This window comes from Amycolatopsis japonica, from assembly GCF_000732925.1.
GTDB classification, from domain to species: domain Bacteria; phylum Actinomycetota; class Actinomycetes; order Mycobacteriales; family Pseudonocardiaceae; genus Amycolatopsis; species Amycolatopsis japonica.
Genome location: NZ_CP008953.1, coordinates 5,475,392 through 5,500,298 on the forward strand (window position 1 = coordinate 5,475,392; position 24,907 = coordinate 5,500,298).

30 protein-coding genes are annotated in these 24,907 nt (G+C 70.6%); 20 read left to right on the plus strand and 10 right to left on the minus strand.

The genetic code is table 11. The features are described 5' to 3' along the window. The first annotated feature begins 8 nt into the window (after nucleotides 1-8). Complete coding sequence (locus AJAP_RS25155; protein WP_038515682.1) at nucleotides 9-1,370, plus strand: DUF2252 domain-containing protein; 1,362 nt, start codon at nucleotides 9-11, stop codon at nucleotides 1,368-1,370. A 451-nt stretch (nucleotides 1,371-1,821) separates the two neighbouring features. Here AJAP_RS25155 and AJAP_RS25160 read toward each other — a convergent pair whose 3' ends face one another. Further along, complete coding sequence (locus AJAP_RS25160) at nucleotides 1,822-2,697, minus strand: FAD-dependent oxidoreductase (RefSeq protein WP_038515684.1); 876 nt, start codon at nucleotides 2,695-2,697, stop codon at nucleotides 1,822-1,824. A gap of 70 nt (nucleotides 2,698-2,767) precedes the next feature. Here AJAP_RS25160 and AJAP_RS25165 point away from each other — a divergent pair, with 70 nt between their 5' ends. Beyond that, nucleotides 2,768-3,376, plus strand: coding sequence for a phosphatase PAP2 family protein (locus AJAP_RS25165; protein ID WP_038515686.1), 609 nt, complete (start codon nucleotides 2,768-2,770; stop codon nucleotides 3,374-3,376). On the opposite strand, the gene zapE is transcribed toward AJAP_RS25165, so the two are convergent. After that, nucleotides 3,330-4,370, minus strand: coding sequence for a cell division protein ZapE (gene zapE / locus AJAP_RS25170; protein WP_038515687.1), 1,041 nt, complete (start codon nucleotides 4,368-4,370; stop codon nucleotides 3,330-3,332). The genes AJAP_RS25165 and zapE overlap by 47 nt on opposite strands. Before the next feature lie 98 nt (nucleotides 4,371-4,468). On the opposite strand from zapE, the gene AJAP_RS25175 reads away from it, so the two are divergent. The 10 genes from AJAP_RS25175 (at nucleotide 4,469) to AJAP_RS25220 (ending at nucleotide 11,177) form a co-directional block, all read left to right on the plus strand. Next, nucleotides 4,469-5,215, plus strand: coding sequence for a pyrimidine reductase family protein (locus AJAP_RS25175; protein WP_038515688.1), 747 nt, complete (start codon nucleotides 4,469-4,471; stop codon nucleotides 5,213-5,215). Beyond that, complete coding sequence (locus tag AJAP_RS25180; RefSeq protein WP_038515690.1) at nucleotides 5,212-5,769, plus strand: RNA polymerase sigma factor; 558 nt, start codon at nucleotides 5,212-5,214, stop codon at nucleotides 5,767-5,769. Before AJAP_RS25175 ends, AJAP_RS25180 begins: the two co-directional genes overlap by 4 nt. Continuing rightward, complete coding sequence (locus tag AJAP_RS25185; RefSeq protein ID WP_038515692.1) at nucleotides 5,769-6,194, plus strand: hypothetical protein; 426 nt, start codon at nucleotides 5,769-5,771, stop codon at nucleotides 6,192-6,194. The genes AJAP_RS25180 and AJAP_RS25185 overlap by 1 nt, the downstream gene beginning before the upstream one ends. A 134-nt stretch (nucleotides 6,195-6,328) precedes the next feature. Next, a complete protein-coding gene (locus AJAP_RS25190) occupies nucleotides 6,329-6,778 on the plus strand; it encodes an Asp23/Gls24 family envelope stress response protein (RefSeq protein ID WP_037343835.1) in 450 nt (149 codons plus the stop codon). After that, a complete protein-coding gene (locus AJAP_RS44400) occupies nucleotides 6,778-6,954 on the plus strand; it encodes a hypothetical protein (protein ID WP_005157087.1) in 177 nt (58 codons plus the stop codon). The genes AJAP_RS25190 and AJAP_RS44400 overlap by 1 nt, the downstream gene beginning before the upstream one ends. Then, nucleotides 6,951-7,307 carry an Asp23/Gls24 family envelope stress response protein gene (locus AJAP_RS25200; RefSeq protein ID WP_038515694.1) on the plus strand — a complete coding sequence of 119 codons (357 nt, stop codon included), beginning with the start codon at nucleotides 6,951-6,953 and terminating at the stop codon, nucleotides 7,305-7,307. Before AJAP_RS44400 ends, AJAP_RS25200 begins: the two co-directional genes overlap by 4 nt. A gap of 13 nt (nucleotides 7,308-7,320) precedes the next feature. After that, nucleotides 7,321-7,857: a DUF6286 domain-containing protein gene (locus AJAP_RS25205; protein ID WP_038515696.1), complete on the plus strand. Its 537-nt coding sequence runs from the start codon at nucleotides 7,321-7,323 to the stop codon at nucleotides 7,855-7,857. Further along, on the plus strand, nucleotides 7,854-8,441 hold the full coding sequence (locus AJAP_RS25210; protein WP_038515698.1) for a hypothetical protein: 588 nt from the start codon (nucleotides 7,854-7,856) through the stop codon (nucleotides 8,439-8,441). Before AJAP_RS25205 ends, AJAP_RS25210 begins: the two co-directional genes overlap by 4 nt. A 28-nt stretch (nucleotides 8,442-8,469) precedes the next feature. Beyond that, nucleotides 8,470-9,549: an ATP-dependent DNA ligase gene (locus AJAP_RS25215; RefSeq protein WP_038523853.1), complete on the plus strand. Its 1,080-nt coding sequence runs from the start codon at nucleotides 8,470-8,472 to the stop codon at nucleotides 9,547-9,549. Between the two features lie 71 nt (nucleotides 9,550-9,620). Further along, nucleotides 9,621-11,177, plus strand: coding sequence for an alpha/beta hydrolase (locus tag AJAP_RS25220; protein WP_038515700.1), 1,557 nt, complete (start codon nucleotides 9,621-9,623; stop codon nucleotides 11,175-11,177). A 192-nt stretch (nucleotides 11,178-11,369) separates the two neighbouring features. Here AJAP_RS25220 and AJAP_RS25225 read toward each other — a convergent pair whose 3' ends face one another. After that, on the minus strand, nucleotides 11,370-11,612 hold the full coding sequence (locus AJAP_RS25225; protein WP_037343824.1) for a DUF2630 family protein: 243 nt from the start codon (nucleotides 11,610-11,612) through the stop codon (nucleotides 11,370-11,372). Between the two features lie 90 nt (nucleotides 11,613-11,702). On the opposite strand from AJAP_RS25225, the gene AJAP_RS25230 reads away from it, so the two are divergent. Beyond that, nucleotides 11,703-12,059, plus strand: coding sequence for a thioredoxin family protein (locus tag AJAP_RS25230; protein WP_038515702.1), 357 nt, complete (start codon nucleotides 11,703-11,705; stop codon nucleotides 12,057-12,059). Nucleotides 12,060-12,146: 87 nt separating this feature from the next. Here AJAP_RS25230 and AJAP_RS25235 read toward each other — a convergent pair whose 3' ends face one another. Both AJAP_RS25235 and pruA read right to left on the minus strand, forming a co-directional pair. After that, on the minus strand, nucleotides 12,147-13,076 hold the full coding sequence (locus AJAP_RS25235; protein WP_038515704.1) for a proline dehydrogenase family protein: 930 nt from the start codon (nucleotides 13,074-13,076) through the stop codon (nucleotides 12,147-12,149). A gap of 16 nt (nucleotides 13,077-13,092) precedes the next feature. Beyond that, nucleotides 13,093-14,721 (minus strand): L-glutamate gamma-semialdehyde dehydrogenase, encoded by a 1,629-nt coding sequence (gene pruA / locus AJAP_RS25240; protein ID WP_038515706.1) that lies wholly within the window; start codon nucleotides 14,719-14,721, stop codon nucleotides 13,093-13,095. A gap of 206 nt (nucleotides 14,722-14,927) precedes the next feature. Here pruA and AJAP_RS25245 point away from each other — a divergent pair, with 206 nt between their 5' ends. Then, nucleotides 14,928-16,442 carry a PucR family transcriptional regulator gene (locus tag AJAP_RS25245; protein ID WP_038515708.1) on the plus strand — a complete coding sequence of 505 codons (1,515 nt, stop codon included), beginning with the start codon at nucleotides 14,928-14,930 and terminating at the stop codon, nucleotides 16,440-16,442. An 81-nt stretch (nucleotides 16,443-16,523) separates the two neighbouring features. Here AJAP_RS25245 and AJAP_RS25250 read toward each other — a convergent pair whose 3' ends face one another. The 3 genes from AJAP_RS25250 to AJAP_RS25260 form a co-directional block, all read right to left on the minus strand. Then, the gene (locus AJAP_RS25250) at nucleotides 16,524-16,760 is read right to left on the minus strand and encodes a S1 RNA-binding domain-containing protein (RefSeq protein WP_038515710.1); all 237 of its coding nucleotides are present in this window, start codon (nucleotides 16,758-16,760) and stop codon (nucleotides 16,524-16,526) included. A 153-nt stretch (nucleotides 16,761-16,913) separates the two neighbouring features. Beyond that, nucleotides 16,914-17,954, minus strand: a complete 1,041-nt coding sequence (locus AJAP_RS25255) for an LLM class flavin-dependent oxidoreductase (protein WP_051972590.1) — start codon at nucleotides 17,952-17,954, stop codon at nucleotides 16,914-16,916. A 7-nt stretch (nucleotides 17,955-17,961) separates the two neighbouring features. Next, the gene (locus tag AJAP_RS25260; RefSeq protein WP_016333007.1) at nucleotides 17,962-18,354 is read right to left on the minus strand and encodes a DUF6221 family protein; all 393 of its coding nucleotides are present in this window, start codon (nucleotides 18,352-18,354) and stop codon (nucleotides 17,962-17,964) included. Between the two features lie 182 nt (nucleotides 18,355-18,536). On the opposite strand from AJAP_RS25260, the gene AJAP_RS25265 reads away from it, so the two are divergent. Then, nucleotides 18,537-19,019: a hypothetical protein gene (locus tag AJAP_RS25265; RefSeq protein ID WP_228694578.1), complete on the plus strand. Its 483-nt coding sequence runs from the start codon at nucleotides 18,537-18,539 to the stop codon at nucleotides 19,017-19,019. Here the strand turns inward: AJAP_RS25265 and AJAP_RS25270 are convergent. Together AJAP_RS25270 and AJAP_RS25275 are read right to left on the minus strand one after the other, a co-directional pair. Continuing rightward, nucleotides 19,016-20,035: a DNA polymerase domain-containing protein gene (locus tag AJAP_RS25270; RefSeq protein WP_038515716.1), complete on the minus strand. Its 1,020-nt coding sequence runs from the start codon at nucleotides 20,033-20,035 to the stop codon at nucleotides 19,016-19,018. The two genes, AJAP_RS25265 and AJAP_RS25270, sit on opposite strands and share 4 nt — an antisense overlap. Nucleotides 20,036-20,054: 19 nt before the next feature. Next, nucleotides 20,055-20,612, minus strand: coding sequence for a GNAT family N-acetyltransferase (locus AJAP_RS25275; RefSeq protein WP_084098715.1), 558 nt, complete (start codon nucleotides 20,610-20,612; stop codon nucleotides 20,055-20,057). A 24-nt stretch (nucleotides 20,613-20,636) separates the two neighbouring features. Between AJAP_RS25275 and AJAP_RS25280 the strand changes: the two genes are divergently transcribed. From AJAP_RS25280 to AJAP_RS25300, 5 genes are all read left to right on the plus strand, one after another. Next, entirely contained in the window at nucleotides 20,637-21,323 is a 687-nt protein-coding gene (locus AJAP_RS25280; RefSeq protein WP_038523855.1) for a TVP38/TMEM64 family protein, read from the plus strand. A 166-nt stretch (nucleotides 21,324-21,489) separates the two neighbouring features. After that, entirely contained in the window at nucleotides 21,490-23,091 is a 1,602-nt protein-coding gene (locus tag AJAP_RS25285; RefSeq protein WP_038515720.1) for a serine/threonine-protein kinase, read from the plus strand. A gap of 73 nt (nucleotides 23,092-23,164) precedes the next feature. Next, nucleotides 23,165-23,470, plus strand: coding sequence for a hypothetical protein (locus AJAP_RS25290; RefSeq protein WP_038515722.1), 306 nt, complete (start codon nucleotides 23,165-23,167; stop codon nucleotides 23,468-23,470). A 19-nt stretch (nucleotides 23,471-23,489) separates the two neighbouring features. Beyond that, nucleotides 23,490-23,912: a peptide-methionine (R)-S-oxide reductase MsrB gene (msrB, locus tag AJAP_RS25295; RefSeq protein WP_034318341.1), complete on the plus strand. Its 423-nt coding sequence runs from the start codon at nucleotides 23,490-23,492 to the stop codon at nucleotides 23,910-23,912. Between the two features lie 75 nt (nucleotides 23,913-23,987). Then, a complete protein-coding gene (locus AJAP_RS25300; RefSeq protein WP_038515724.1) occupies nucleotides 23,988-24,875 on the plus strand; it encodes a TIGR04222 domain-containing membrane protein in 888 nt (295 codons plus the stop codon). Nucleotides 24,876-24,907 lie beyond the last annotated feature (32 nt).

A 24,907-nucleotide genomic window follows, 5' to 3' on the forward strand; every position in this document is an offset into this window, starting at 1 on the left:
GCCTGTCCATGGGAGAAGAGCGGGAGTGGGTGGAGCGGCCACTGGTCGGCACCGAGACGGTGTCGCCGGAGGACTGGTCCGCGAGGGGTAAGGCGCTGCGGGCCGAGGCGCCGACGTCCGCGCACGATCACGCGGCGGCGGGCGAAGGACGGCCGAGTGTGGCGGAGTTCTTCGCGCAGAGCAACGAAGGCCGCCTGCCGGAGCTGGTGGAACTGCGGCGCGAGCGCATGCTCGCGTCGCCGTTCACCTTCTACCGCGGGGCCGCCGGGCTGATGGCCGCCGATCTGGCGGGTTCGCCGGCGTCCGGGCTGACGGCGCAGCTCTGCGGCGACGCGCACGCCGCGAACTTCGGGCTCTACGGCACGCCCGAAGGCCAGATCGTCATGGACATCAACGACTTCGACGAATCGGTGCCGGGCCCGTGGGAGTGGGATCTCAAACGGCTCGCCGCGAGCCTCGTCCTGGCCGGACGCGAGGGCGGCATCGGCGAATCGGGCTGCCGTGAAGCCGCCGAAGACGCGGTGAAGTCGTACCGGCGCACCATCCGGGGGCTGGCGGAGCTGCCGTTCCTGCGGTCGTGGAACGCGTTGCCGGACGCGTCGGTGCTGAGCAAGGTGCGCGCGCACGACCTGATCGACGACTTCGAGGAAGCGGCCGAGAAGGCGCGGAAGAACACCAGCGCCAAGGTCACCGCGAAGTGGACCAGGCGGATCGACGACCACGAGACCGGGCTCGAACGGCACCGCTTCGTCGAAGACCCGCCGGTGCTCACGCACGTCGACGACGCGACCGCCGAGGCCGTCGTGACCGGGCTGGTGTCCTATGTGGACACGCTGCGCGAGTCGCGGCGGACGCTGATCTCGCGGTACCGGGTGTCCGATGTGGCGTTCCGGGTGGTCGGCACCGGCAGTGTCGGGTTGCGCAGTTACGTCGCACTGCTGCACGGGAACTCCGGCGAAGACCTTGTCCTGCAGGTGAAACAGGCCAACCCGTCGGCCCTCGCGCCGTTCCTCGGCCTGCCCGCTCCCGAGCACGAGGGCCGCCGGATCGTCGAAGGCGCGCGGCTCGTGCAGGCCGAAACGGACATCCTGCTCGGCTGGACGACCATCGACGGCGTGCCGTACATCGTCCGGCAGTTCCGGAACCTCAAGGGCGACATCGATCCGGCGGAGCTGAAGAAGGACCACCTCGACGACTACGGCCGCCTGGCCGGCGCGTTGCTGGCGCGGGCGCACGCGCGGTCACTGCATCCGCGGATGCTGGCAGGCTACTTCGAGGACGACGAAGACCTCGACGAGGCCATCGGTGCCTACGCCATGCGGTACGCGGACCAGACCGAAGCGGACTTCGAAGCCTTCCGCGCCCTCTGACCCCCCTGCCGCGTTTAGTCCTCTAAATGCGGCAAGGGGGCAGCCCGATCCGGCACCTTCGCGCAGCTCCTCGCGGTGGTCGTGTGTGGCGGTTCGGGTTATTGAGGGGTAAGTCAAAGGTGGCGTGATGGAGTCGGCGGTGCGAGCGGGCTCGCCACCGAGGCCTGGCACGCCCATCCGACTGTCCAAAAAGGACACTTTCGAGACCAAGACGTCCAATTTGGGCACTTTGCGCAGTATTGCCCGGGGGGTCGTGAGTGGCGATTGTCGTTCTAACCCTCTTTACCACTCACGACCACCTGGACCGATCGGCCGCACTCGCGTGATCGAAGCCGGAACTCGCGTGATCAGCGGCGGAACACCCGAGTGCGGCCTCCAATCACGCGAGTCACGTCCCTGATCACGCGAGTCACGCCTCCGCTCACGCCGCGCTCTGTGTGCCAGCAGGGGCTTAGACCAGGGCCAGGACGTCGTCGGCGCAGCCCCAGGCGACGGTGATCCCCGCACCGCCGTGTCCGTAGCAGTGCACGACGCGGCCGTCCCGCTCCAGCCGCACTTCGGGCCGGAACGGCCGCAAGCCGACCTTCGCGCCCAGCACGGGCGCGTCGGCCAGCGCGGGCACGAGTTCCCGGCACCGGCGCACGATGTCGGCGGTCACGCCGGGGTCCGGTTCGACCGAATCGCGGCCGGGCTCCTGCGTGCCACCGCAGACGACGTGACGGCCGTGCGGGATCACGTGCCGCAGCACCGCCGTCGAGCCGTCGACGATCCATTCGGTCAGCCCCGGATCGGCGAGGTGGACGACCTGGCCGCCGACCGGCACCACCGTGCCGTCGCCCGCCAGCCGTCCCCCGCCGAGCCCGGCGGCGTTCACCACGAGATCCGCGTCGAGGTCGTCCAAACGCGACACGGTGCGGAACTCGGTCCGCACGCCCAGCGCGGCGACCTCGCCAGCGAGCCAGGCGAGATACACCGGGGTGTCGACCAGCGCGGTGGTGAAGGTGAGCCGTCCGGGTTCGTGGTCGAGGCCGGGCATGGACAGTGCCCACGACGGCAGCGCCGCCTCACGCGGGACGACGTACGTCCCCCGGAGCATGCGGACGCCGGGGGCACCGAGGGTGCGGTACTCCTCGACGCTCGTCGAGGTCCAGCGGTCGACCCGGTCGGAGTTCGCCGCCAGCGGCGGGAACAGCACGCCACCCGCGACCGCCGACGTCGTCTCCCCCGGACCGGCGTCGGTGAGCACCGTGACGTCGTGCCCGGCCCCCGCCAGCCGGTGCGCGCAGCTCAGCCCGATCACCCCGCCGCCGACCACACTGATCCGCATCGAAAGCCCCCTTCGTCCTCGCGAGCCGTCCTTGCATGGTGACTGATCGCCCGTCACGTAATCTCGCCGGATGAGCGGAAGAGCGCCGTACGGGCTGGTCGCGGTGACGTGTGCCGTGATCATGGTCGTGCTCGGGGTGCTGGTCTCCGGCGGAGGTGTCGCCGGTCCGGACGAACTCGCCGTGCGCTGGGTGGAGCGCGCCTTCGGCCCCGACACCGACCTGCTGCGGCTACTGGTGCTGCCGACCGAGGCCTACGTGCTGATCCCGGTCGCGGTACTCGCCGCCGTCCTGTGCCTGATCGGCGGGCGGAGGCTCGAAGCGGTGCTGACCATCGTGGGCCCGCTCGTCGCGATCCTCGCGAACACCTGGGTGCTCAAACCGCTTTTCGACCGCTGGAAGTACACCTACCTCGCCTATCCCAGCGGGCATACGGTCGCGCTGGTCGCGGTGCTGACCGTGCTCGTCCTGCTCGCCCGCCCCGGCGTCGCCAAGGCGGTCATCGCGACGGTGGGCGCGGTGGTGCTGTGCGGCGTGACGATCGGCATGATCGGCCTCGGCTACCACTACCTGACCGATGTCGTGGGCGGCACGCTGTTCGCCGTCGCGACCGTGTGCGCGACGTGGGTCCTGCTCACCTGGGCTGCACGGCGTCGCGCGCCAGTGCCGTCAGACGGCTGACGGCGCGCAGGTACTTCTTGCGGTAGCCGCCGTTCACCATCTCCTCGGTGAACAGCTCAGGCACCGGCTCGCCCGAGACCACCAGCGGGATCGCGCGGTCGTAAAGCCGGTCGGCGAAGGCGACCAGCCGCAGTCCGACGTTCTGGTCGGGTACCGGGTGGATGTCGCGCAGGTGCACCCGGGTCACGCCGTCGAGAAGCCTGCCGTAGCGCGAAGGGTGCAGCTTGCCGAGGTGGTCGCACAGCGCGTCGAAATCGTCCACTGTGGACTCGGGATGCGCGGCGGCGGAGGCTTCCAGCTCCTCGGCGCTCGCGGGCGGCGGCGCGTCCGGCAGGCCGCGGTGGCGGTAGTCGGGACCGTCCACGCGGCAGACGCCGAACCGGGCGGACAACGACTGGATCTCGCGCAGGAAGTCCGCGGCGGCGAACCGGCCCTCGCCGAGTTTGTCCGGCAGCGTGTTGGAGGTCGCCGCGACGAACACCCCCGCCGAGATCAGTTCCTGCAGCAGCCGCGTGACGAGCATGGTGTCGCCGGGGTCGTCGAGTTCGAACTCGTCGATCGCCAGGAACCGGTGCTCCGACAGCCGCCGCACGGCCTCGGCGAACCCCAGCGCGCCGACGAGGTGCGTCAGTTCCACGAACGTCCCGTACGCCTTGGGCGACGGCGTCTCGTGCCACGTCGAGGCGAGCAGGTGCGTCTTGCCGACGCCGAATCCGCCGTCGAGGTAGAGCCCCATCGGCCCGGACGGCGGCTCGTCCCCGCCGCCGAACAACGCGCGCAGCTTCGACTTCGGCTTCGGCTTCCGGTTCGAGGCCTCCGCCACGCGCTTCGCGAACGCGCCGCAGTCGACGACGGCCTGTGCCTGGCTCGGCTCGTCCGGATTGGGCACGTAGGTGGAGAACCGGACCGCGTCGAACCTCGGCGGCGGGACGAGCGCGGTGATCAGCTCGTCGGCGGACAGCTCCGGACGGCGATCGATCAGGCGGGCGGGCATTCGCCGAGGGTAACGGCACCGTCGTCGCGGGTTCACTCTCCCTGACCGGGCGTATCCCCCGCTCAGCGGTGCCGTCGGGCGCGTGTTGGGATGGCGGTGTGCAGCTTTTGTGGCCAACGACACCGGCGGAACCCGTCTCCGACGGCGACCTCGAACGGCTCTACGGATATCCGGAAGACCTGGCAAGTCCCTGGGTCCAGGTCAACTTCGTCGGCTCCGCGGACGGCGCGGTGGCGGTCGACGAGCTGTCCGAGGGGCTCTCCTCCCCCGCCGACAAGCGGATCTTCCTGATGGGACGGCTGCTTTCCGACGTGATCCTGGTCGGCGCCGGCACGGCGCGCGCCGAGGGCTACCGCGGCGCGCGGATCACTCCCGAACGCGCCGCCCGCCGCGTCTCCCTCGGCCTGTCCGAAGTACCGCCGATCGCGGTCGTGACCCGTTCGGGTGAGCTCGACCCCGAAGGCCCGTTGTTCACCGACACGAAGGTCCCACCGATCGTCATCACCACCGAGAAGGCGCCCTGGGCGGCGCTGGAACGCGCGGGCGCCGAGGTGCTCGTCGCGGGGACCGAAGACGTCGACCTGCACCGCGCGCTCGCACTGCTGGACGAGCGCGGGCTGCGCCGGATCGACTGCGAGGGCGGGCCGGCGCTGTTCGCCGACCTGATCGCGGCCGACCTCGTCGACCAGCTGTGCCTGACCGTCGCCCCGCTGCTGGCGGGCGCGGGCGAACGCCGGATCGCCGACGGCCGCCCGTCCCCGGAACCACGGCGGATGGACCTCGCTTCCGTGCTCTTCGAAGACGGCTTCACCATGTTGCGTTATCGCCGCCGGGAGGGCGGGTGAGCGAGGCCGCGCCGGTTCCGGACGAGGAACTGGCGGCCCGGGCCGCCGCCGGGGACCACGGTGCCTTCGACATCCTGGTCCGGCGGCACACGGCCAGGATGTACCGGGTGGCGCTGCGGATCACCGGCAGTTCGTCGGAGGCCGAGGACGTCGTCCAGGAGGCCTGGCTCTCCGCCTGGCGCGCCTTGCCCGGCTTCCGGTTCGAATCCGCGGTGTCGACCTGGCTCTACCGGGTGACGACGAACGGCGCGCTCGGCGTGGTCCGGCGACGGAAACCGACGGTGCCGCTCGACGAGGGCGACGCGGGCGTCGTGCCTGGTCCGGAGGGGTACGTGGTGAGCGCCGAACAGGTCGGGAGGGTGCTGCGCGCGATCGCCGAACTCGACGTCGGCCAGCGGATCCCGCTGATTCTGCGAGAATTCGAAGGGTTGACCTACGACGAGGTGGCCGAGGTGCTGGAAGTCAGCGTGCCCGCTCTGCGCGCCCGCCTGCACCGCGCGCGGGTGGCGCTGCTGGCGAAACTCGGCGACAACCTCCGACCCGGGGAACGGTGATGAGCGAGGATCCGCGCGACGACCCCCGGTGGCAGCAGGTGCGCGCCGCCGCGAGCCGTCCGGTACCGACGCCGCCGGGACTCGTCGAACGGGTGCTCCGTTCGGTCGGCGGCGTCCGCGGCGGGCACACCACCGCGCCGCTCGACTTACCGTCGTCGGGCGGCAAGACCCAGGTGTCGGAACGGGCGCTGGTGCTGATGACCAGAAGCCTCGCCGCCGAGATCGGCCGCGAGCTCGGCGGAGTCCACGTCTCGGCCGTCGCGCTCGAAGAAGACGTGCTCCAGGTGCTGGTGACGATCCGGTTCGGCGTCGAGGCCGGCGTCGCGGAACTGTTGCGGCACCGGGTCGGCGCGGCGCTGTCCGGTCAGCTCGGTTCGGCCCCGCCCACGATCAACGTCCATGTCGTCGACGTCCACCCGGACTGAACCCCCGCAACTGATTACCCCATCCGGGGGACATCGCGTGACGGCTCGGCATGCGCGCGTGTCCTGGTCGGTGAGAGCGTAGGGACCGCCGCGCGCGCAGGTCGCGCGGTACAGGCCGAGAAGGAGCGAACTTCATGGCGCAGCCGAGCGCGAGCAAGCCCGACACCCCCGTCGCGGGGTCGTCGCTCAACGAGGAAGGAGCCGCCGGCAAGACCACGATCTCGTCGGTGGTGGTGCAGAAGGTGGCCGGTCTCGCCACCCGCGAGGTGACCGGGATCCACGCGCTGGGCGGCGGCGTCTCGCGGGCCTTCGGCGCGATCCGCGAACGCATCCCCGGCTCCGGCACCGTCACCACGTCCGGTGTCTCGGTCGAGGTCGGCGAGAAGCAGGCCGCGATCGACCTCGACGTGGTCGTCGAATACGGCGCCCGCATCGTCGACGTCGCGCGCGCGGTGCGCCGCAACGTGATCGGCCAGGTCGAGCAGATCACCGGCCTCGAGGTGATCGAGGTCAACATCGCGGTCAACGACATCCACCTGCCCGACGAGAACGGCGGCGAGACCGAGACCTCGCGGGTGGAGTGATGAACGGGACCCAGACCGGCCTGCTCGCCGGCCTCATCCTCGGCCTCGCCGCGACCCAGGGCTTCACCGCGTTCCTGGTGACGCTGGCCGTCGGCGTCATCGGCCTCGTCCTCGGCCGCGTGCTCGACGGCGAACTCGACCTCGGCGACCTGTTCGGCCGGGGCCGCGACAAATGACCCTCCCGGCCGAACCGGAGGACCGCGGCACCCTCACCATCGCGCCGTCCGTGGTCCGCAAGATCGCGCAGCACGCCGCGGACCAGGTCGACGGGACCACGCGCGCCGAGCGGCGGATCGCCGGGCTCGGGCTGGGGACACACGGCGCGAGCGCGAAGGTCGGCGGCGAGGGCAACGACGTCGATCTCGTGCTCGACGTGGCGCTGAACTACCCGGCGCCGGTGCGGCGGATCGTCGGCGACCTGCGCGCCAGGGTCACCGAGGAGGTCGAACGGATCACCTCGTACCAGGTCCGGGACATCTCGGTGACGGTCTCCGCGCTCCTGCCCGACATCGCGCCCCGCGTCCGCTAGAAGGAGCACCCGCATGCGTTTGTTCGTCCGCCTGCTGTCGGCCCTGCTCGGGCTGGCGCTGGCCGCCGCCGGGGTCCTGCTGGCGCTGGAGGTCGGCTGGGGCTGGTGGCGGCCGGGGCGCGGGCCGCTGTTCGTCCCGTGGGACGACTGGCGCGACAGGCTCGCGGAGCTGTCCTGGAGCGATCCGACCGTCCGCTACGTCTCGATCGCCGTCGCGGTCGCCGGGCTGCTGCTGATCCTGGCGGCCGCCTCGGCCGGGCGGCGCGCCATCCGGCTGACCGATCCGGCGAACGAGGTCAGCGTGACCACGTCGCCGCGTTCTCTGGCCAGGCTGGTCGGGGTGACGGTGCGCGCGCAGGACAACGTCGCGGGCGCGAAGGTCACGGCCACCGCCAAGAAGATCCGCGTCCGCGCGACGAGCAGGCTGGAAACCGAAGGCGAGCTGCGGCCGCGGCTGCTGGAGACGGTCTCCGGTCTGCTCGACGACGTCCCGTTGGTGCGGCGGCCGAAGGTGTCGGTCGTCGTCGACTCCCCGAAGGATCGCCGATGACCCGTTCGGTCTCCGCCAAGGCACTCGGCCGGTCCACCGGCACGGAACGGACGCTGACCGTCCTCATCGGACTCCTCGCGCTGCTCGGCGGCGCCGCGGCGCTGGTGGTCGGCGCGGGCTGGCTCGGCACGTACCGCGCCGACCGGCCGCTCGTGGACCCGATCGCCCTCGACTGGCTGTCACGGCACGCTCTCGCCGGCCGCGTCGGCGCGATCGTGCTCGGTGTCCTCCTGCTGTGGCTGGGCCTGTGGTGGTTCTTCCGGTCGCTGCGCCCGGAAGGCCGCCCGGACCTCGAACTCGACGACGACCTCGTGGTCACCTCCTCGGCCATCTCCGAGGCCGTTCGCCTCGACGCCGAGACGGTCGACGGGGTCGGGCGCGCTCGCGTCCGCGCGGTCGGGGACAAGGAGAGCCCTGCGCTGCGGATCACGCTCTGGCTCGTCGAGGGCACCGACCTGAAACGGGTCTGGGAGCAGCTCGACCACACCGTGCTGGCCCGCGCGCGGGAATCGCTCGGGGTGGACGTCCTGCCGACCGCCGTCCGGATCGAACTCGACACGACGGCACCCCAACGGGTGCGCTGAGCGCGCCGGTGCGGCAAGAATGGCCGTCATGTCGCTTCCCTTGACGTCGCCGATCAAACCGATGCTCGCCAAACCGGCGAAGGCGATCCCCGATTCCGGCGGGCTGCTGTTCGAGCCCAAATGGGACGGCTACCGCTGCCTCGTGTTCCGCGACGGCGACGAGCTGACCCTGCAGTCACGGTCGGAGAAGCCGCTCAACCGGTACTTCCCCGAGGTCGTCGAGCGGTTGAAGGCGACGCTGCCCGAGCGGATCGTGCTGGACGGCGAACTGGTGGTCGCCCGGGACGGCAAGCTGGACTTCGACGCGCTCACCGACCGGGTCCACCCCGCCGAAAGCCGTATCAAGCTGCTGGCGGAACAGACCCCGGCCGAGTTCGTCGCGTTCGACCTGCTGGCGCTCGGCGACGAGTCCTTTCTGGACGAACCGACGTCGAAACGGCGGGAACGGCTGGAGAAACTGGCCTCCGACGGCATCCACCTCACCCCGGCGACCGCGGATCCGGCGGTCGCACGGCACTGGTTCGAGCTGTTCGAGGGCGCCGGGCTCGACGGCGTCATCGGCAAACCGCTCGACGAGCCGTACACGCCGGGTAAACGCGTGTTCCTGAAGTACAAGCACTCGCGCACCGCCGACTGCGTGCTCGCGGGGCTGCGCTGGCACGTCGACGGCGAACCGGGCGAGCTGGTCGGTTCGTTCCTGCTCGGGCTCTACGACGAGAACGGCGTGCTGCACCATCCCGGTGTCGTCGGCTCGTTCCCGGTCGCCCGGCGGCGTGAACTGGCCGAGGAGCTGGCGCCGCTGATCACCGACGGGGCCGATCACCCCTGGCTGGGCGACAACGTGCGGAAGCACCAGCGGATCCCCGGCGGGATCACCCGATGGAAGTCCAAAGAAGCCCCGTGGGTGCCGCTGAAGCTGGAAAGGGTGGTCGAGGTCGGCTACGAACACACGGAAGGCGGATATCCGTCGCGGTTCCGCCACACCGCCCAGTTCAAACGCTGGCGCCCCGACCGCGAACCGGACTCCTGCACCTACGCCCAGCTCGAAGAGGTCGCCCGCTACGACCTGGACGCCGTGCTGCGCGGCGAGGTGAAACGCACCCGCTAACCGTGTCCTGACATCCGACCTGCGAAGCTCTGTTCCGAGCTTTGTCATGCCTTGGAAGTGAGGACCAGCCCGTGAGCACCGCCCGCCGCACGCCACGGCTGATCCTGACGACCACCGTGGTGGCGGCCGTGCTCGCGGGCTGCACCGCCGGGCCGTCGGTCCGGCCCGCGGTGATCGACAACGACGGCAAGCCGGATCCCGGCGGCCAGACGACTGCGCAGCAAGTGCCGCTGCCGCCGCTCGCCGAACCTCGGTCGCCGTCGATCAAATGGGAGGACTGCGACGAGGCGACCCGGCAGCGGCTGGGTCAGCCGTCCGTGCCGGACACGCTGAAGTTCTCCTGCGCCAGGGTGCCCACCACGCTCGACGCGCCGGACCTGCCCGGCCGCGGGCTCTCGCGGCTGTCGGTGGTCAAGACCGGCGGCGGGCCCATCCCGCTCGTCGTGGTCAACGACGTCGACGGTGAGCCGGGGTCTCTGTACGCCGCGCGGCTGGCCGCGACGCTACCGCCCGAGTTCCTGCAGAAGTTCTCCCTGATCGGGGTGGACCGGCGCGGGACCGGGGCGTCCGCGCCGGTGCAGTGCATTCCGGCGGAGATCCGCACCGATCTGCTGGGCGGCGATCCGACGGCCGCCGACCTCGAAGGCGTCGTCGACGCGGCGCGCAAGGCCGGTCAGCAGTGCGCCATCGAACTGGACGACTCGCAGGTCGCGATGGACAGCTGGCGGGCCGCGGGCGACCTCGAAGAACTCCGCGAGCAACTGGGCATGGACAAACTGCACGCGCTCGGGCGCGGCGACGGTTCGAAGGTCCTCGCCGAATACGCCGTGCGGTTCCCGGCGCAGGTCGGCCGGGTGATGCTCGACGGACTGCCCGACCCCGCCCCGGACGCGGCCGCGGTACAGGAACAGGTCGCCGCGAGCGCGCAGGCGACCCTCGACGCTTTCGGCGCCGACTGCATCGCGCGAGGCTGCCCGATCGGCGATGCCCGCTCGGCCGTGTCCGCCGTCGCGGACCGGCTCCGCTCGGCTTCCGCGACGACCACCGACGGTGCGGAGATCACGCCGGGGATCGCGCTGTACGCCATCTACTCCGGGCTCGCGCAGCGCTCGCGCTGGGTGGAACTCGCCGAGGCGCTCAAGACCGCGCAGACCGGCGACGTCACCCCGCTGGCCGCGTTCGCCGAACCGGTGCTGAAGGACTCCCGGGCGCGGCCGTCACGGCTGGACGGCACGCTCGCGACCAAGTGCAACGACAGCGCGACCCGGCTCTCGGCCGAGGAGCTCACGCGCGTGACCACGACACTGCGCGACAAGTACCCGCAGTTCGGCGTCTTCGCCGCGCAGCAACTGGCCTGGTGCAGCCCGTGGCCCGTGCGCCGCGAACCGCTCCCGCCCGCGGGCGCGCCGGGTGCGCCGCCGATGCTCGTCGCGGGCACCGCGACCGACCCGGTCACCCCGGAACAGGGCACCGGCCGGGCCGCCGACCAGATGCCGAGCGCGGTCACGATCACCTGGCAGGGCGCCGGGCACGGCGCGCTGAGCCTCTCGCCGTGCGTGGCGGACGCGACGCGGGCGTTCCTGATCGACGGGAAGGTGCCCGTCGACGGGACCCTCTGCCCGGCCTGACTCCCCACCCGCGTGCCTCTTGAAGTGTCATGACGCGTTGCGAAAGCCACTTTCGCAACGTTGAAGGTTGCGAAAGTGGCTTTCACAACCTCACCCGCGCCCACACTCCCCACCCGCGTGCCATGAAAGGTCCTTTCCTTGCAAAATTTGCAAGGAAAGGACCTTTCATGGCGTCAGCCGGGACCGAAACGGCTACTGCCGGTACGACTCCACCTCCGACACCGGCCGCGCCGAAGCCTGATCCGGGTCTTCGTCGAACTCGACCCGCGCCCGCCGCTGCCGCAGCAGGTCCCAGCACTGGTCCAGCTGCTGCTCCACGCTCGCGAGGCGGGACCGGTCGTCCGAGCTGAGCCCGGTGCCGATCGCCCGCGAACGGAGTTCGTGCTCCTCGCTGACCAGTTCGTCGATCCGGCTGAGGATGTCCCCGTCGGCCATACGCACCTCCCGCGAAACGTGGGTTGCTCCATCCGAGACGCTACGCGCAATCCCGGGAATGCGCGTCCCGCCCGATTCGTTACGCCGGGCATGAGCACTGTGGAGCTGACCGCCGCCAACTTCGACCAGGTCGTGTCCGACAACGACTTCGTCATCATCGACTTCTGGGCCGGCTGGTGCATGCCGTGCCGTCAGTTCGCGCCGACCTACGAGAAGGTGTCGGAGAACCACGACGACATCGTGTTCGCGAGTGTCGACACCGAGGCCGAGCAGCAGCTGGCCGCCGCCTTCGACGTGCGCTCGATCCCCACCCTCGCGGTCATCCGCGACAAGACGGTGATCTACGCCCAGCCGGGCGCGCTGCCGGAGAAGACGCTCGAAGACCTCATCCAGCAGGCGCGCGACATCGACATGGACAAGCTCAAGGAAGAGGCCCAGGAGGCCTGACGAGCACGAAGAAGGGGCCCTGCCCGGCGGATTTCGCCGGACAGGGCCCCTTTGTACTTCAGCGGAACAGTGCCACTCGGGACCGGGTCAGCCCTTGGTGGCGAGTCCGCGCAGGAAGAACGCCAGGTTCGCCGGGCGTTCCGCCAGCCTGCGCATGAAATAGCCGTACCATTCGTCGCCGTAGGGGACGTAGACGCGCATCGTCTCGCCGTCGCCCGCGATCCGGCGCTGCTCTTCGGGACGGATCCCGTACAGCATCTGGAATTCGTGGTCGTCCGCTTTGCGGCCCGCGTCCGCCGCGAGCTTCTCGGCGATCGCGATCATCCTCGGGTCGTGCGAGGCGACCATCGGATAACCCTTGCCCTGCATGAGGATCTTCAGGCAGCGCACGTAGGACTTGTCCACTTCGGACTTGTCCTGGAACGCGACCTCCTCGGGTTCGGCGTACGCGCCCTTGCACAGCCGGACACGGGATCCTTCGACAGCCAGGTCCCGGCAGTCCTGCTCGGTGCGCCGCAGGTAGGCCTGCAGCACCGCGCCGACCCACGGGTACTCGGTGCGCAGTTCCCTGAGGATGCCCAGCGTCGAGTCGGTGGTGGTGTGGTCCTCCATGTCGAGGGTCACCGTGGCACCGACCGCTTCGGCCGCCGCGCAGATCTTGCGGGCGTTCTCCAGCGCGACCTTCTCGCCGTCGGCGGGCAGGAACTGGCCCACCGCGGACAGCTTCACCGACACGTCCGCGCCGAACGCGAGGCCGTCGGCCGCCAGCGCGGTCAGCAGTTCCTCGTAGGCGCGGACGGTCGTCGCGGCCTGCTCGGCGTCGGTGGTGTCCTCGCCGAGGTGGTCGAGGGTGACCCGGAGGCCGTCGTCGGCCAGTTCGCGGACCACCCGGGCGGCGTCGGGCGTCTTCGCGCCGGCGACGAACCGGCTGACCACCGATCGGGTGGCGGGGACGACCTCGACCAGCTTGCGCATCCGCTGGGATCGAGCGGCGGCGAGCAACGGGGCACGCAACATCACGAACTCCTGGTTCTCAGCCCTGGTGGGGGTAACGGACGCTGGTGGGCGGGACGAAGGTCTCCTTGACCGAGCGCGGGCTCGTCCAGCGGAGCAGGTTGAACACCGAACCGGCCTTGTCGTTGGTGCCGGACGCGCGGCCGCCGCCGAAGGGCTGCTGGCCGACGACCGCGCCGGTCGGCTTGTCGTTCACGTAGAAGTTGCCGGCGGCGAAGCGCAGCGCCTCGGACGCCTTCGCGACGGCGGTGCGGTCGTTCGCGATGACCGCGCCGGTGAGCGCGTAGGCGGCGGTCTCGTCGACCAGCTTCAGCACCTTGTCGAAGTCCTCATCCTCGTACACGTGGAGCGCGAGGATCGGACCGAAGTACTCGGTACGGAAGATCTCGTGGTCCGGGTTGTCCGACACCAGGATCGTCGGGCGCACGAAGTAGCCGACGCTGTCATCGGCGGTGCCACCGGCGATGACCTCGATCTCGGGGTCCTCGGCCGCGTTCTTCAGTACGGCGGCGTGCTTGTCGAAGGCGCGGCGGTCGATCACGGCGCCACCGAAGTTGGTCAGGTCGTTGACGTCGCCGTAGGTGATGGCCTCGGTCTCGGAGACCAGCTCGTCCTTCAGGCTCGCCCAGAGCGACCGCGGGACGTAGGCGCGGGACGCGGCCGAGCACTTCTGGCCCTGGTACTCGAAGGCGCCGCGGATCAGCGCGGTGCGCAGGATGTCGACGTCGGCGGAGGCGTGCGCGAGCACGAAGTCCTTGCCGCCGGTCTCGCCGACCAGGCGCGGGTACGTGCGGTAGCCGGAGATGTTGGCGCCGACGGTGGCCCACAGGTGCTGGAAGGTCGCGGTCGAACCGGTGAAGTGGATCCCGGCCAGGTCGCGGTGGGTCAGGGCGACCTCGGAGACGGCCTTGCCGTCACCCGGCAGCAGGTTGATCACGCCCGGCGGCATACCGGCTTCTTCGAGCAGCCGCATCAGCATGTGCGCGGCGTAGCTCTGCGTAGGCGACGGCTTCCACAGCACCACGTTGCCCATCAGCGCGGGCGCGGTCGGCAGGTTGCCGGAGATCGCGGTGAAGTTGAACGGGGTGATGGCGTACACGAAGCCCTCGAGCGGGCGGTGCTCCATCCGGTTCCAGATGCCGGGCGAGCTGACCGGCTGCTCGGCGAGGATCTGACGGCCGAACGCGACGTTGAAGCGCCAGAAGTCGATGAGCTCGCAGGCGGAGTCGATCTCGGCCTGGAAGGCGGTCTTCGACTGGCCGAGCATGGTGGCGGCGTTCAGCTTGGCGCGCCACGGGCCGGCGAGCAAGTCGGCGGCGCGCAGGATGATGGCGGCGCGGTCGTCGAAGGACAGCGCGCGCCAGCCGGGAGCGGCGGCCTTGGCGGCGGCGATCGCGTCCTGGGTGTCCTGCGCGGTCGCACTGTGGATGACGCCCAGCACGGCCTTGTGGTTGTGCGGCTGGACGACCTCGATCTTCTCGCCGCCGCCCTTGCGCTGCTCACCACCGATCGTCGCGGTGATGTCGATGGGGTCGGCGTTGCCCAGCAACTTGAGCGCGCCCTCGAGTTCAGCGCGCTCAGCGCTGCCCGGCGCGTAGTTCAGCACCGGCTCGTTCTTCGGGGCGGGGGTCTGGGTCACGGCGTCCACTGACTGCTCCTGACTTCACTTCGCCGGATAGAGGTCTCACCCCGAACGGTAGACCGGACGGCTTCGCTGCGGCTTGTTCGACTGGCTAGAATCGGGGTGACCATCTTGTCCGATCGGCTTAATTCGGTGATGACCTGACCACGGATACGACCACAGGCGCCTCACTCCGGCATGTCCTCGCCACGCTCGGGGAACCGCTGGTCAGAGTGCTCGCGGCCCCCGCCGGGCTCGGCGTCCAGGTGGAGGACGTGGTCATCCACGATCCGGAGGATCCACCCGACGCCCATCCGGGTGACCTCGTCCTGGTGATCGGCGCTCGCGGACGCTCGGCCTCCGGCGCGATCCGGGCGGCGGGGCGGTCCGGCGCGGCCGCCGTCGCGGTCAAGACCGGCTCGGCCGTCGTCAACGTCGCGGCCGACGCGGGGATCGCGCTGATCGAGGTCGGTCACGAGGCGCGCTGGGAGCAGGTCGAAGCACTGGCCAGGGGCGTGGTCGACGCGGCGCGCGCGGGTGGCGAGGCAGACAGCGGCGAGGTGCTGGGCGATCTGTTCTCGCTCGCGCAGACCATCGCGACGCTGACCGGCGGCCTGGTCAGCATCGAGGACACCGCGAGCCGTGTGCTGGCCTATTCGCGGGCGGGCGACGAGGTGGACGAACTGCGCCGGCTTTCGATCCTCGGGCGCGAAGGCCCGGAACGGTATCTCGCGATGTTGCGTGAATGGGGCGTCTACCAGCGGCTTCGCGCCGGTGAAGGCATCGTCCGCATCGACGAGCGGCCCGATCTCGGCATCCGGCGGCGGATCGCGGCCGGGATCCACGCCGGATCGCAGCCGCTGGGAACGATCTGGGTCCAGGAGGGCGCGCATCCGCTCACCGAAAGCGCGGAGGTCGCGTTGCTCGGGGCGAGCCGGGCGCTGGCGCCGCAGCTGATCCGCCACCGGACGCTGCCCAGCCCCGAACTCCGGCTGCGCGAGGATCTGCTGGCGGGCCTGCTCGACGGCCGCGTCGACGCCGAGTCCGTCGCCGACGACATCGGCGCGGATCCCGGGAAACCCGCCATGGTGCTGGCGTTCTCGCTCCCCCGCGACCGGGCCGCGACCGACCGGCAGCTGCGGCGCGCCGAGCTGGTGCACCTGATCACCGTGCACACCGCCGCGTACCGGCGGAGCGCGCTGGTGAGCGTGATCGGCGGCCGGGTCTACGCGCTCCTTCCCGACCTCCCCGAGCACGCGGAAGCGCGGATCCTGGCGCTGGCCAAGGAAATCGTCGGTACCGCGCAACGGCATCTCGACGTCCGGGTGCGCGCGGCGCTCGGCGGTGCCGTGCCCCGGCTCTCGGACGCGGCGGCCTCGCGCGGCGACGCGGACCGCGTGCTGGCGACGATGGCGCGCGGGCACGAGACCGCGGACGTCGCCTCGCTGGCCGACGTCCGCGCCGAAGTCCTGCTCTCGGAGGTACTCGCGTTCCTCGGCGAGCAGCCGAGGATCCGCGATCCTCGGCTGACCGAACTGATCGCGCACGACGCGGAGCACGGCGGGATCCTGGTGCCCGCCGTGCTCGCGTACCTCGACGCGTTCGGGGACGTCCGGCGCGCGGCGCGCGAGCTGAACATCCATCCGAACACGGTCCGGTACCGGGTGCGCCGCGCCGGCGAGGTGTCCGGGATCGACCTGGACGACCCCGCTCAGCGCATGCTCACCCAGCTCCTCTTGCGCCTCTAGGGTTTCCCGTCCCGCATTCAGTCCTCTGGATGCGGTCCTTGCGTGTGCAAGTACCGCATTCAGAGGACGAAACGCGTGGGGTCAGGCCAGGGTCAGGCTGAACCGGCGGTTCTGGACGTCCAGTTTGTCCAGCCGCACCGCGACGGCCGCCCCGGCGGCGAACGGGCCGGTTCCGCCGACGGTCGGCAGCAGCCCCTCCATCCCGGGGGCCACTTCGACGAACGCGCCGAACGGCAGCACCCGGGTGACGACTCCGTCCAGAACGCCGCCGTCGGCGTGCGCGACGACGAACTCGCGCCAATTCTCGGTGGGAGACATGCGATTCACCTCCTTTCCGCGCATGGTCCACAGGGGGGACACCTACGCGGAGGCGGGCTGCGGGCCCGCGCGGAGATCAAGCGGCGGCCGGGGAACCCGTCCGCTCACGGCACGAGGCCGACCCGGCAGTCATGGCCGTGACCCTAGCAAAGGTCACGACACGGCCGCCAGGCTGCGAAGGTCGGCGACCTCGGCCAGCGCGCGATAGGACTCCAGCCGCTCCGCCTGGTCGAAAGTGCTGGTGGTCACCAGGATCTCGTCGGCGCCGGTCTTGGTGACGAGGTCCGCCAGCCGGTCGCCCACCTCGTCCGGGGTGCCGGCGAGCTGACCGTCGAGCGCCCGGTCCAGCCGGTCCCGGTCGCGGTCCGACAGCGGCCCGGCGAGGATCTCCTCCACCGGTGACAAGGGCGGGAAGACGCCGTGCGTGCGCGAATAAACGGTCGACCACGCTTCGGGGATCAGCAACCGCCGGGCCCGTTCGGCCGTCTCGGCGACCGCGATGGCCGTGGACACCACGACGTACGGCCGCGAAGCCTGAGGGGAAGGCCGGAACCCGGACCGATACCCCTCGATCGCTTCGAGCAGCGGACCCTCGCCCCGGACCGGCGCGATCACCAGCGGCAGCCCCAGTTCCGCGGCCAGCCGCGCCCCGGCGCCGGTGGCCAGCAGGAACGCGGGCACGCGCAGACCTTCCGCCGGGATGGCGTGCACGCCCGGATACGTCGTCTGATCGCCCGCGAGGAAGCCCAGCAGTTCGCGGACCTGCTCGCCGAAGCGGTCGGCGTCGTCCTTCTCGTGCCCGAGCGCCTGCCGCACCCCGCCGGTGAACCCGACGGAACGCCCCAGCCCCATGTCGATCCGGCCGGGGAAGAGCGATTCGAGCACGCCGAACTGTTCCGCGACCACGAGCGGCCGGTGGTTGGGCAGCATCACGCCGCCGGTGCCGACCCGGATCCGCTCGGTCGCCGAGGCGACCGCCGCGGCCAGGACGGTGGGCGCCGAACCGGCGACACCGGGCACGCTGTGGTGTTCCGACACCCAGAACCGGTGATAGCCCAAGGCTTCGATGTCCCGCGCGAAGGCGACCGTGTCCCGCAAGGCGCGGGGCGCGTCGCCGCCGCGGCGGGTCGGGGACCGGTCCAGTACCGAAAGCGTGATCACCCTCGGGTCAACGCGTCCGGGCCCGGCGGGCATTCCCCGCTCAGGGGCGCCAGCGCTCGCTGTAGTCCGGGTGGTCGGCGTGCGGCAGCGCCAGCAGCCGCAGGGTCAGGCACCAGTTCGTGCCTGCCTCGTCGGCGGGCACATGGCACGTCTCGCACCAGTACTCGTTGCCGTACAAGGGGAATCCCGGGACCTTCTCCGAAACCGTGGTGCGATGCGCCTGCAGGAGCCGCCGGGTCGCCTCGATCTCGTTGATCATCTGGTTGACCGCGTCGAGTTCGATGTCGTTGAGCGAGCGGATCTTCTTTTCGATGACGACCTTGGTCTCACCACGATTGAGCGATTCGTTGATCTCGGTTTTCTTGACCGCCTGCATGATCAACGCCTGGCGTTGCCCCACACGCGCGGCGAGGAAGGCGATCAGGTCGTCCACGGGTACTCCTTCGTCTCCCCCAGCCTAGTGTTCGGAGGGAAATGTCGCTGGCAGGAAGCCCTGCGTTACGGCTGAGTCCCACGCGTCACACAGTCTCGTATCGGTCACGGGTGGAGCGGTAACAGGTTTCTAGATCGACACGAAAGCGCAATCACTCCGCGAGCAAAACGAAGAAGACACGGATGGCGGGCGCGAATTTGTCACCGATACCGCACAACTCGTCACGAAATGCGTTCCCCGTCGTGGCGGGCCTCGCCGTCGCGCTCACTTTGGGCGCCGGCACCGGTGTGGTGGCGGCCACCCGGCCGGGTGAGCCCGTCGCCGCGCCGGCCACCCCGGCGACGGTGACCGTCACGGCGGAGGCCGCGCCCGCGCCGACCGTGACCGTCCCGGCACCGCCGGTCACCTCGGGACGCACGGCCGTCGCTCCCCTCGCGGACCGCTTCGCCGACGGGACCTATCTGGTCGGCACGGACATCCGAGCGGGCTCGTACCGCTCCCCCGGACCGGCACCGGGCGGAAACGGGCACTGCTACTGGGCGCGGCTCCGGCCCGAAGGCGCGTCGAAGATCGTGGCCGACCAGCTGACCACGGGCGCCGCGCGATTCACCGCGCGCAAAGGCGAGTACGTCCAGGTCGCGGGGTGTGAGTTCACGCGGGCCTAAGTGTCGTCGCGCGCCTTGCTCGGCTGAACGCGCTTCGGCTCACCGGGCATTTTCGGGTAATCCGGCGGATACGGCATCTCGCCGAGGCCGTGGTCGCGTTCGTCCCGCGCGTACCAGTCCAGCAGCGTCTCGATGCCGAACGCCTGCTCGTCCATCGGCGCGTGGAGGTCGCCGCGCTCGGCGTAGAAGGCGCCCGCGGTGAGGACGTCGAAGTCGTCGGGATCGACTTCGGTCAGCAGATCCCAGGTCAGCGGCGTCGACACCGTCGCCCGCGGGGTGCCGCGGACCGACCAGGACGACGCGACCGTGCGATCGCGCGCCGCCTGGTTGTAGTCGATGAAGACCCGGCCGCCGCGTTCTTCCTTCCACCACGCGATGGTGGCCTTCTCCGGGATCCGGCGCTCGACCTCGCGGCCCAGCGCGATCACCGCGTGCCGGACGTCGATGAAGTCCCATTCCGGCCGGATCCGCACCAGGACGTGCACCCCGCGGCCGCCCGAGGTCTTCGGGTAGCCGGTCAGGCCCGCCGAGCCGAGGACCTCGCGGACCACGCCCGCGACCTCGACCGCGTCGGAGAAACCGGCCTCGTCCGGCGGATCCACGTCGATGCGGAGTTCGTCGGGATGGTCGACGTCGGGCCGCCGCACCGGCCACGGGTGGAAGTCGAAGGTGCCCAGATTCGCCGCCCACGCGAACACGGCGGGTTCGGTCGGGCAGACCTCCTCGGCCGTCCGGCCCGACGGGAAGGTGATCTTCGCGGTCTCCACCCAGTCCGGGGCGCCCTTCGGCACGCGCTTGGCGTAGAACCACTCGCCCTCGACGCCGTCGACGTAGCGCTTCAGCGTCGTCGGCCGCTCCCCGATCGCGCGCAGCAACGGCACTCCGACCGCGACGTAGTGCTCCACGACCTGGCGCTTCGTGATCCCCCGGGCCGGGAAGTACACCTTGTCCGGGCTGGACACCCGGACCTTGCGTCCGCCTGCCTCGACCTCGATCGGCTCACCGTTCTTGGGCATGCGCCCACCGTATCGCCGATCAGGGCCGGGGATCGGTCTCCAGGATTGCCATGCTGATCGCGTCGTGCCATTCGCCGTCCCACCACAACGCGTCGCGTTGGAGACCTTCGCGGACGAACCCGGACTTCTCGTAGACCCGCTGCGCACGGGGGTTGAAGTCGAAGACCTCGAGCGAGACACGATGGAGGCCGACGACGTCGAACGCGAAGTCCAGGATGAGCTTCGTCGCCTCGGTGCCGTATCCCTTGCCGAAGACGTCGGGCCCGGTCAGGGCGATCCGGAACGAGGCCGAGCGGTTGTCCGCGTCGACGTCGTTGAGCACGACGTCTCCTAGATAGACGCGGTCGTCCTTGCGCAGGATCGCGTAGTCGGCCCGGTCGTCGAGGCCCGGCCGGGACGAGAGCCAGGTGCGGATCTGCTCCTCGGTGAACGTCGCGTGCGTTCCGGTGAACCGGGTGCCCTCCGGTTCGTGCACCGCCTGCCACGCGGGTTCGAAATAGGTCTCGTCGAGCTGGGTGAGCACGACGTTCTCGCCGGTGAGTTCGGGCTGTGCCCGCAGCGCCTCGGTGTCGATCACGGCGGACACGGTACGGTGGACGCGGTGTCCGGGCGTACCAAATTAATCCTCGCGCTCGCCGTACTCGCCCTGTTCGTGGCGGCGGCGGTGCTGCTGCCGATCCCGAGTCCGGCCGGGTTGCGGGCCTGGGCCGCCGAGACCGGACCGGCCACCCCGCTGGTGTTCTTCCTGGTCTATTCGGTGCTGACGGTGGCGCCGATCCCGCGCACCGTGTTCAACCTGGCCGGCGGGCTGCTGCTCGGCGCCACGACGGGGATCGTCGTCGGCATCCTGGCGACCACGGTCGCCTCGGGGCTCTCGTTCGCTCTTTCGCGGGCACTCGGCCGCGATCTGGTCACCCGGCACCTGCACCGGGCCAAGGTCCGCGCCGTCAACGACCGGCTTTCGGACGGCGGAGTCCTGGCGATCACCTCCTTACGGCTGATCCCGATGGTGCCGTTCGCTCCGTTCAGTTACCTGTGCGGAGTGTCATCTGTTCGTTTCGCCCCGTATCTGATCGGGACCGCGCTCGGCAGCCTGCCGGGTACGGTCGCCGTCGTCGTCCTCGGCGACGCGCTGACCGGGGAAACACCTCCCGCCCTGCTGATCTGTTACGCCGTCTTCGCCGCCGCGGGGGCCATCGGGCTGGTCAAGGTCTTCCGGCGCAAGGCCCCTCCGCTACCCGAACCGAGCGGCGAGGAAGAATTGCCCGCCTCCGCACCGGCGAGCTGACGGGGAGCCGAAACCGCCGCCCGCTACACTCGATCGGGTGCGCGGGACCTGTCAGGCCGCGTAACGCCACCATCACCCGGAGAATGTGTCAGGAGCAGTCGCCATCGACACCGGTCAGCTGATCGCTGGGCACTATCGCCTGGTCGAGCAAATTGGTAGCGGTGCCATGGGGGTGGTCTGGCGTGCCATCGATGTCCGCCTCGAGCGCTCGGTGGCGGTCAAGCAGATCCTCCCGCAGCCGGGTGTCTCCGAGGCCGAACGCGACAACATGCGCCAGCGCGCCATGCGCGAGGCGAAGAACGCGGCCCGGTTCCAGCACCCGAACGCGATCGTGGTGTTCGACATCGCCGAGCACGGCGGCGACCCCTGCCTGGTGATGGAGTACCTGAACGGCCCGAGCCTCTCGGCGATCATCTCCGACGAAGGCACGCTGCCGCTGGGGCGCGTCGCGAAGATCGGCGAGCAGGTCGCGTCGGCGCTGGTCGCCGCGCACCGCGCCGGGATCGTGCACCGCGACGTCAAACCGGGCAACATCCTGATCGACGAGTCCGGCACCGCGAAGATCACCGACTTCGGCATCTCCCGCGCGGCGGGTGACATGACGCTCACCCAGACCGGCCTGATCGGCGGCACCCCGGCGTACCTCGCACCCGAGCTGGCGCGCGGTTCGGACCCGGTGCCCAGCTCCGACGTCTTCGCGCTCGGCGCGACGCTCTACCAGGCGATCGAGGGCCAGACGCCGTACGGGAACAGCTCCAACCAGCTCGCGCTGCTGTACGCGGCCGCGAACGGCCAGATCAACCCGCCGCAGCAGGCGGGTGCCGCGACGGCGCTGCTGATGAGCCTGCTGCGCACCGAGCCGACCGAGCGCCCGACCATGGCCGAGGCCAGGGAGCGCCTCGCCGCGCTGGCGGCGAACGAATCCGGTGCGGGTACGGCCGCCTCGCCGCGGCTTTTCGGAGCGGGCGGCGGTAGACAGCCCGCCGTGCCCGAGACCCCCGGACACGGCATCCCCGGCGGAGACCGCCCGCCGTGGCAGCGGACCGACAAGCCGGTCCCCTCCGCCGCGGCTCCTCCGCAACCCACCAAGACCCACACGCCGACCGCCGCGTTCATCCCGATGCGCTCGCCGTCCGCCCCGCCGAACACCCCGCCGCGTCCGGTCGCCGCGATGAGCCCGCCGCCGTCCGCGGCCGCCCCGATGCGCCCGTCGCCCGCCAAGCCGACCGACGCGAAGCGCAAGGCCGTCCTGTTCGCGGGCGCCGGTGCCGCGGTCGTGGTGATCGCCGTGATCGTGTTCCTGATCCTGAACTCGAGCAACGGGGGCAACACCCCGGGTGGGAACAACGCCGGGGCGAACCCGCAGCCGGGCACCTCGGCGCCCAAGTCGAGCGCCCCGTCCTCGTCGCGTCCCGCGCCTGCGGGCCTGGGGAAGACCCCCAGCGAAAAGGTCACCAGCTACTCCAGCGTGGGCAGCTTCCTCCTGGACTTCTTCGACACCGGCAAGATCGGCACGTCCGCGAGCTGGAACAAGCTCACTGACGCGGCGAAGGCCGTGTACGGCTCCGAGCAGGCTTTCGCCGAATACTGGGCCGCGCACAAGGTCACCGGCTCCGAAAAGGCACGAGCCGACAGCGGCGGCGGAAACCCCGACGGGTCGATCGACATGAACATCACGATCAACGGCGGCCCGCGGCCGGCGCTGCGCGTGGTCCAGGTCGGCGGGCAGTACTACATCGACGCCGACACGCGAGTACTCGGCAATTGACGCAGCGTGGCGGGGGTGAGACCCGCCTCGCTGGTGGTAGGCCAATCGCCGATCGTGGCTTACTGTTGCCGGTATGGCCGATAGCGGACCTTTCGGACCTCGCCAGAATCCTCGCTTCCAGGAAGACCTGGTAGGCCTCGACCCGCACGACCCCGAGGCCCGGGCCTTCGCCGAGCACCTGGACCGCATCGAGCGCTGCGGGCCGAACTTCACCGTGGAGGCCTGCCTCGACGGTGTCTCCGATTTCGCCGACTCCAGCAACCGGCTCGGCGGCCTGCGCTGGTGGGTTTCGGCACTGGTCGTGGTCCTCATCGTGCTCGGCGTGATGGTCACCGCATGGGACATCATCGGCCGGGCCATCGCGTGGCTCGCGGGGTAACGTGGAACCGGTGAAAGGCATGAAACCCGTTGTCGGAGCCACGCCGCGCGTGGTCAAGTCCGAGCAGGAATGGCGGGAGCAGCTCAGCCCCGACGAGTACGCCGTCCTTCGCCAGGCGGGCACCGAGCGCCCCTTCACCGGTGAGTACACCGATGAGAAGACCACCGGTGTCTACCAGTGCCGAGCCTGTGGCGCCGAGCTGTTCCGCAGCGACACGAAATTCGAGAGCCACTGCGGCTGGCCGTCGTTCTACGACCCGGCCGACACCGACGCCGTCCTCCTCCGCGAGGACACCACCATGGGGATGCGCCGGATCGAGGTGCTGTGCAAGTCGTGCCACAGCCACCTCGGGCACGTCTTCGAAGGCGAGGGTTACGCCACGCCGACGGATCAGCGGTACTGCATCAACTCGATCTCGCTGAAGCTCGTTCCCGAGTCGTAACCGAACGAAGCGAACCACCGCCCTTCTCGACGCGTTCACGAGGAACAAGAACAGCGTCGGGGAGGGCGGTGTCCTATGAACGACCCTTGGGGGATCTCCGGACCGGCTTTCGCGTGGTTGTACGGAGTCTGTGCCGTACTGCCGGTCGCGCTCGCCGTGGCGAACGAGTGGTGGCTGCGCCGTGACACCGGTGCCAGGACGGTGCCCGGTCTCTATCACCTGGCCGCGTTGGCGGACGGCGCGGAGCGGGTCACCGACACCGCCGTCGCGGGCCTGATCGCGAGGCACTCCCTGCGGCCGGACGGACGCGGCCTCCTGCACCCGGTCGAGCCGGCGCCCGCCGACCCCTTCGAGCGCGCGGTCGTCTCGCTCGTCCACGGCAACGGGACCGGCCTGCGTGAGCTGCGCTCGGAGATGGTTCGGCACGAGGTCGTCCGGGCGTTGCGCGCCGATCTCGAGCAACGGGGTCTGCTGGTCGCGGAGAAACACCGCCGGATGGGCTGGCAGTACGCGATCGCCTTGTCCGTGGCCGTCTTGGCCTTGGGGATCGTGCGGCTGGCGAACGCCGTACCGCTGCACCGGCCGGTCGGCGCCCTCGTGGTCCTGATCGTCGGGGTGATCGGCGCGATCGGCCTGGCCGCGTGGCGGCAATGGCCGGACGGATCCGGCCGGGCGACCGCCGCGGGCACACTGGCGCTCCGGTACGGCGACTGGGACCGCGGCCTGGCCCGCACCGCGGCCGGGCGGGTGGCGCTCAACGGCTGGCAGGCCTTCCCGGACAAGGTCGTCGCGCTGACGCTGATCAGGACCGGCGGCACGAAGGCCAGGCTCTTCGCCGGTACGGCGAGCACGTGCGGCGGAGGCGGCATGTACGTCGCCGGTTCCTCGTGCGGCGGCGGAGGCTCCTCGTGCGGCAGTGGAGGTTCTTCCTGCGGCGGCGGTGGAGGCGGCTGCGGCGGCTGACGGCCCAACTGCCGTCGCCGGACTCCGCGCCG

Coding starts and splice junctions, on each gene's coding strand:
- AJAP_RS25155 (WP_038515682.1), top strand. CDS start 9: ATGGGAGAAGAGCGGGAGTGGGTGGAGCGGCCACTGGTCGGCACCGAG.
- AJAP_RS25160 (WP_038515684.1), bottom strand. CDS start 2,697: ATGCGGATCAGTGTGGTCGGCGGCGGGGTGATCGGGCTGAGCTGCGCG.
- AJAP_RS25165 (WP_038515686.1), top strand. CDS start 2,768: ATGAGCGGAAGAGCGCCGTACGGGCTGGTCGCGGTGACGTGTGCCGTG.
- zapE (WP_038515687.1), bottom strand. CDS start 4,370: ATGCCCGCCCGCCTGATCGATCGCCGTCCGGAGCTGTCCGCCGACGAG.
- AJAP_RS25185 (WP_038515692.1), top strand. CDS start 5,769: ATGAGCGAGGATCCGCGCGACGACCCCCGGTGGCAGCAGGTGCGCGCC.
- AJAP_RS25190 (WP_037343835.1), top strand. CDS start 6,329: ATGGCGCAGCCGAGCGCGAGCAAGCCCGACACCCCCGTCGCGGGGTCG.
- AJAP_RS44400 (WP_005157087.1), top strand. CDS start 6,778: ATGAACGGGACCCAGACCGGCCTGCTCGCCGGCCTCATCCTCGGCCTC.
- AJAP_RS25200 (WP_038515694.1), top strand. CDS start 6,951: ATGACCCTCCCGGCCGAACCGGAGGACCGCGGCACCCTCACCATCGCG.
- AJAP_RS25205 (WP_038515696.1), top strand. CDS start 7,321: ATGCGTTTGTTCGTCCGCCTGCTGTCGGCCCTGCTCGGGCTGGCGCTG.
- AJAP_RS25210 (WP_038515698.1), top strand. CDS start 7,854: ATGACCCGTTCGGTCTCCGCCAAGGCACTCGGCCGGTCCACCGGCACG.
- AJAP_RS25215 (WP_038523853.1), top strand. CDS start 8,470: ATGTCGCTTCCCTTGACGTCGCCGATCAAACCGATGCTCGCCAAACCG.
- AJAP_RS25225 (WP_037343824.1), bottom strand. CDS start 11,612: ATGGCCGACGGGGACATCCTCAGCCGGATCGACGAACTGGTCAGCGAG.
- AJAP_RS25230 (WP_038515702.1), top strand. CDS start 11,703: ATGAGCACTGTGGAGCTGACCGCCGCCAACTTCGACCAGGTCGTGTCC.
- AJAP_RS25235 (WP_038515704.1), bottom strand. CDS start 13,076: ATGTTGCGTGCCCCGTTGCTCGCCGCCGCTCGATCCCAGCGGATGCGC.
- AJAP_RS25250 (WP_038515710.1), bottom strand. CDS start 16,760: ATGTCTCCCACCGAGAATTGGCGCGAGTTCGTCGTCGCGCACGCCGAC.
- AJAP_RS25255 (WP_051972590.1), bottom strand. CDS start 17,954: ATGCCCGCCGGGCCCGGACGCGTTGACCCGAGGGTGATCACGCTTTCG.
- AJAP_RS25265 (WP_228694578.1), top strand. CDS start 18,537: ATGGCGGGCGCGAATTTGTCACCGATACCGCACAACTCGTCACGAAAT.
- AJAP_RS25270 (WP_038515716.1), bottom strand. CDS start 20,035: ATGCCCAAGAACGGTGAGCCGATCGAGGTCGAGGCAGGCGGACGCAAG.
- AJAP_RS25285 (WP_038515720.1), top strand. CDS start 21,490: ATGGGGGTGGTCTGGCGTGCCATCGATGTCCGCCTCGAGCGCTCGGTG.
- AJAP_RS25290 (WP_038515722.1), top strand. CDS start 23,165: ATGGCCGATAGCGGACCTTTCGGACCTCGCCAGAATCCTCGCTTCCAG.
- msrB (WP_034318341.1), top strand. CDS start 23,490: ATGAAACCCGTTGTCGGAGCCACGCCGCGCGTGGTCAAGTCCGAGCAG.
- AJAP_RS25300 (WP_038515724.1), top strand. CDS start 23,988: ATGAACGACCCTTGGGGGATCTCCGGACCGGCTTTCGCGTGGTTGTAC.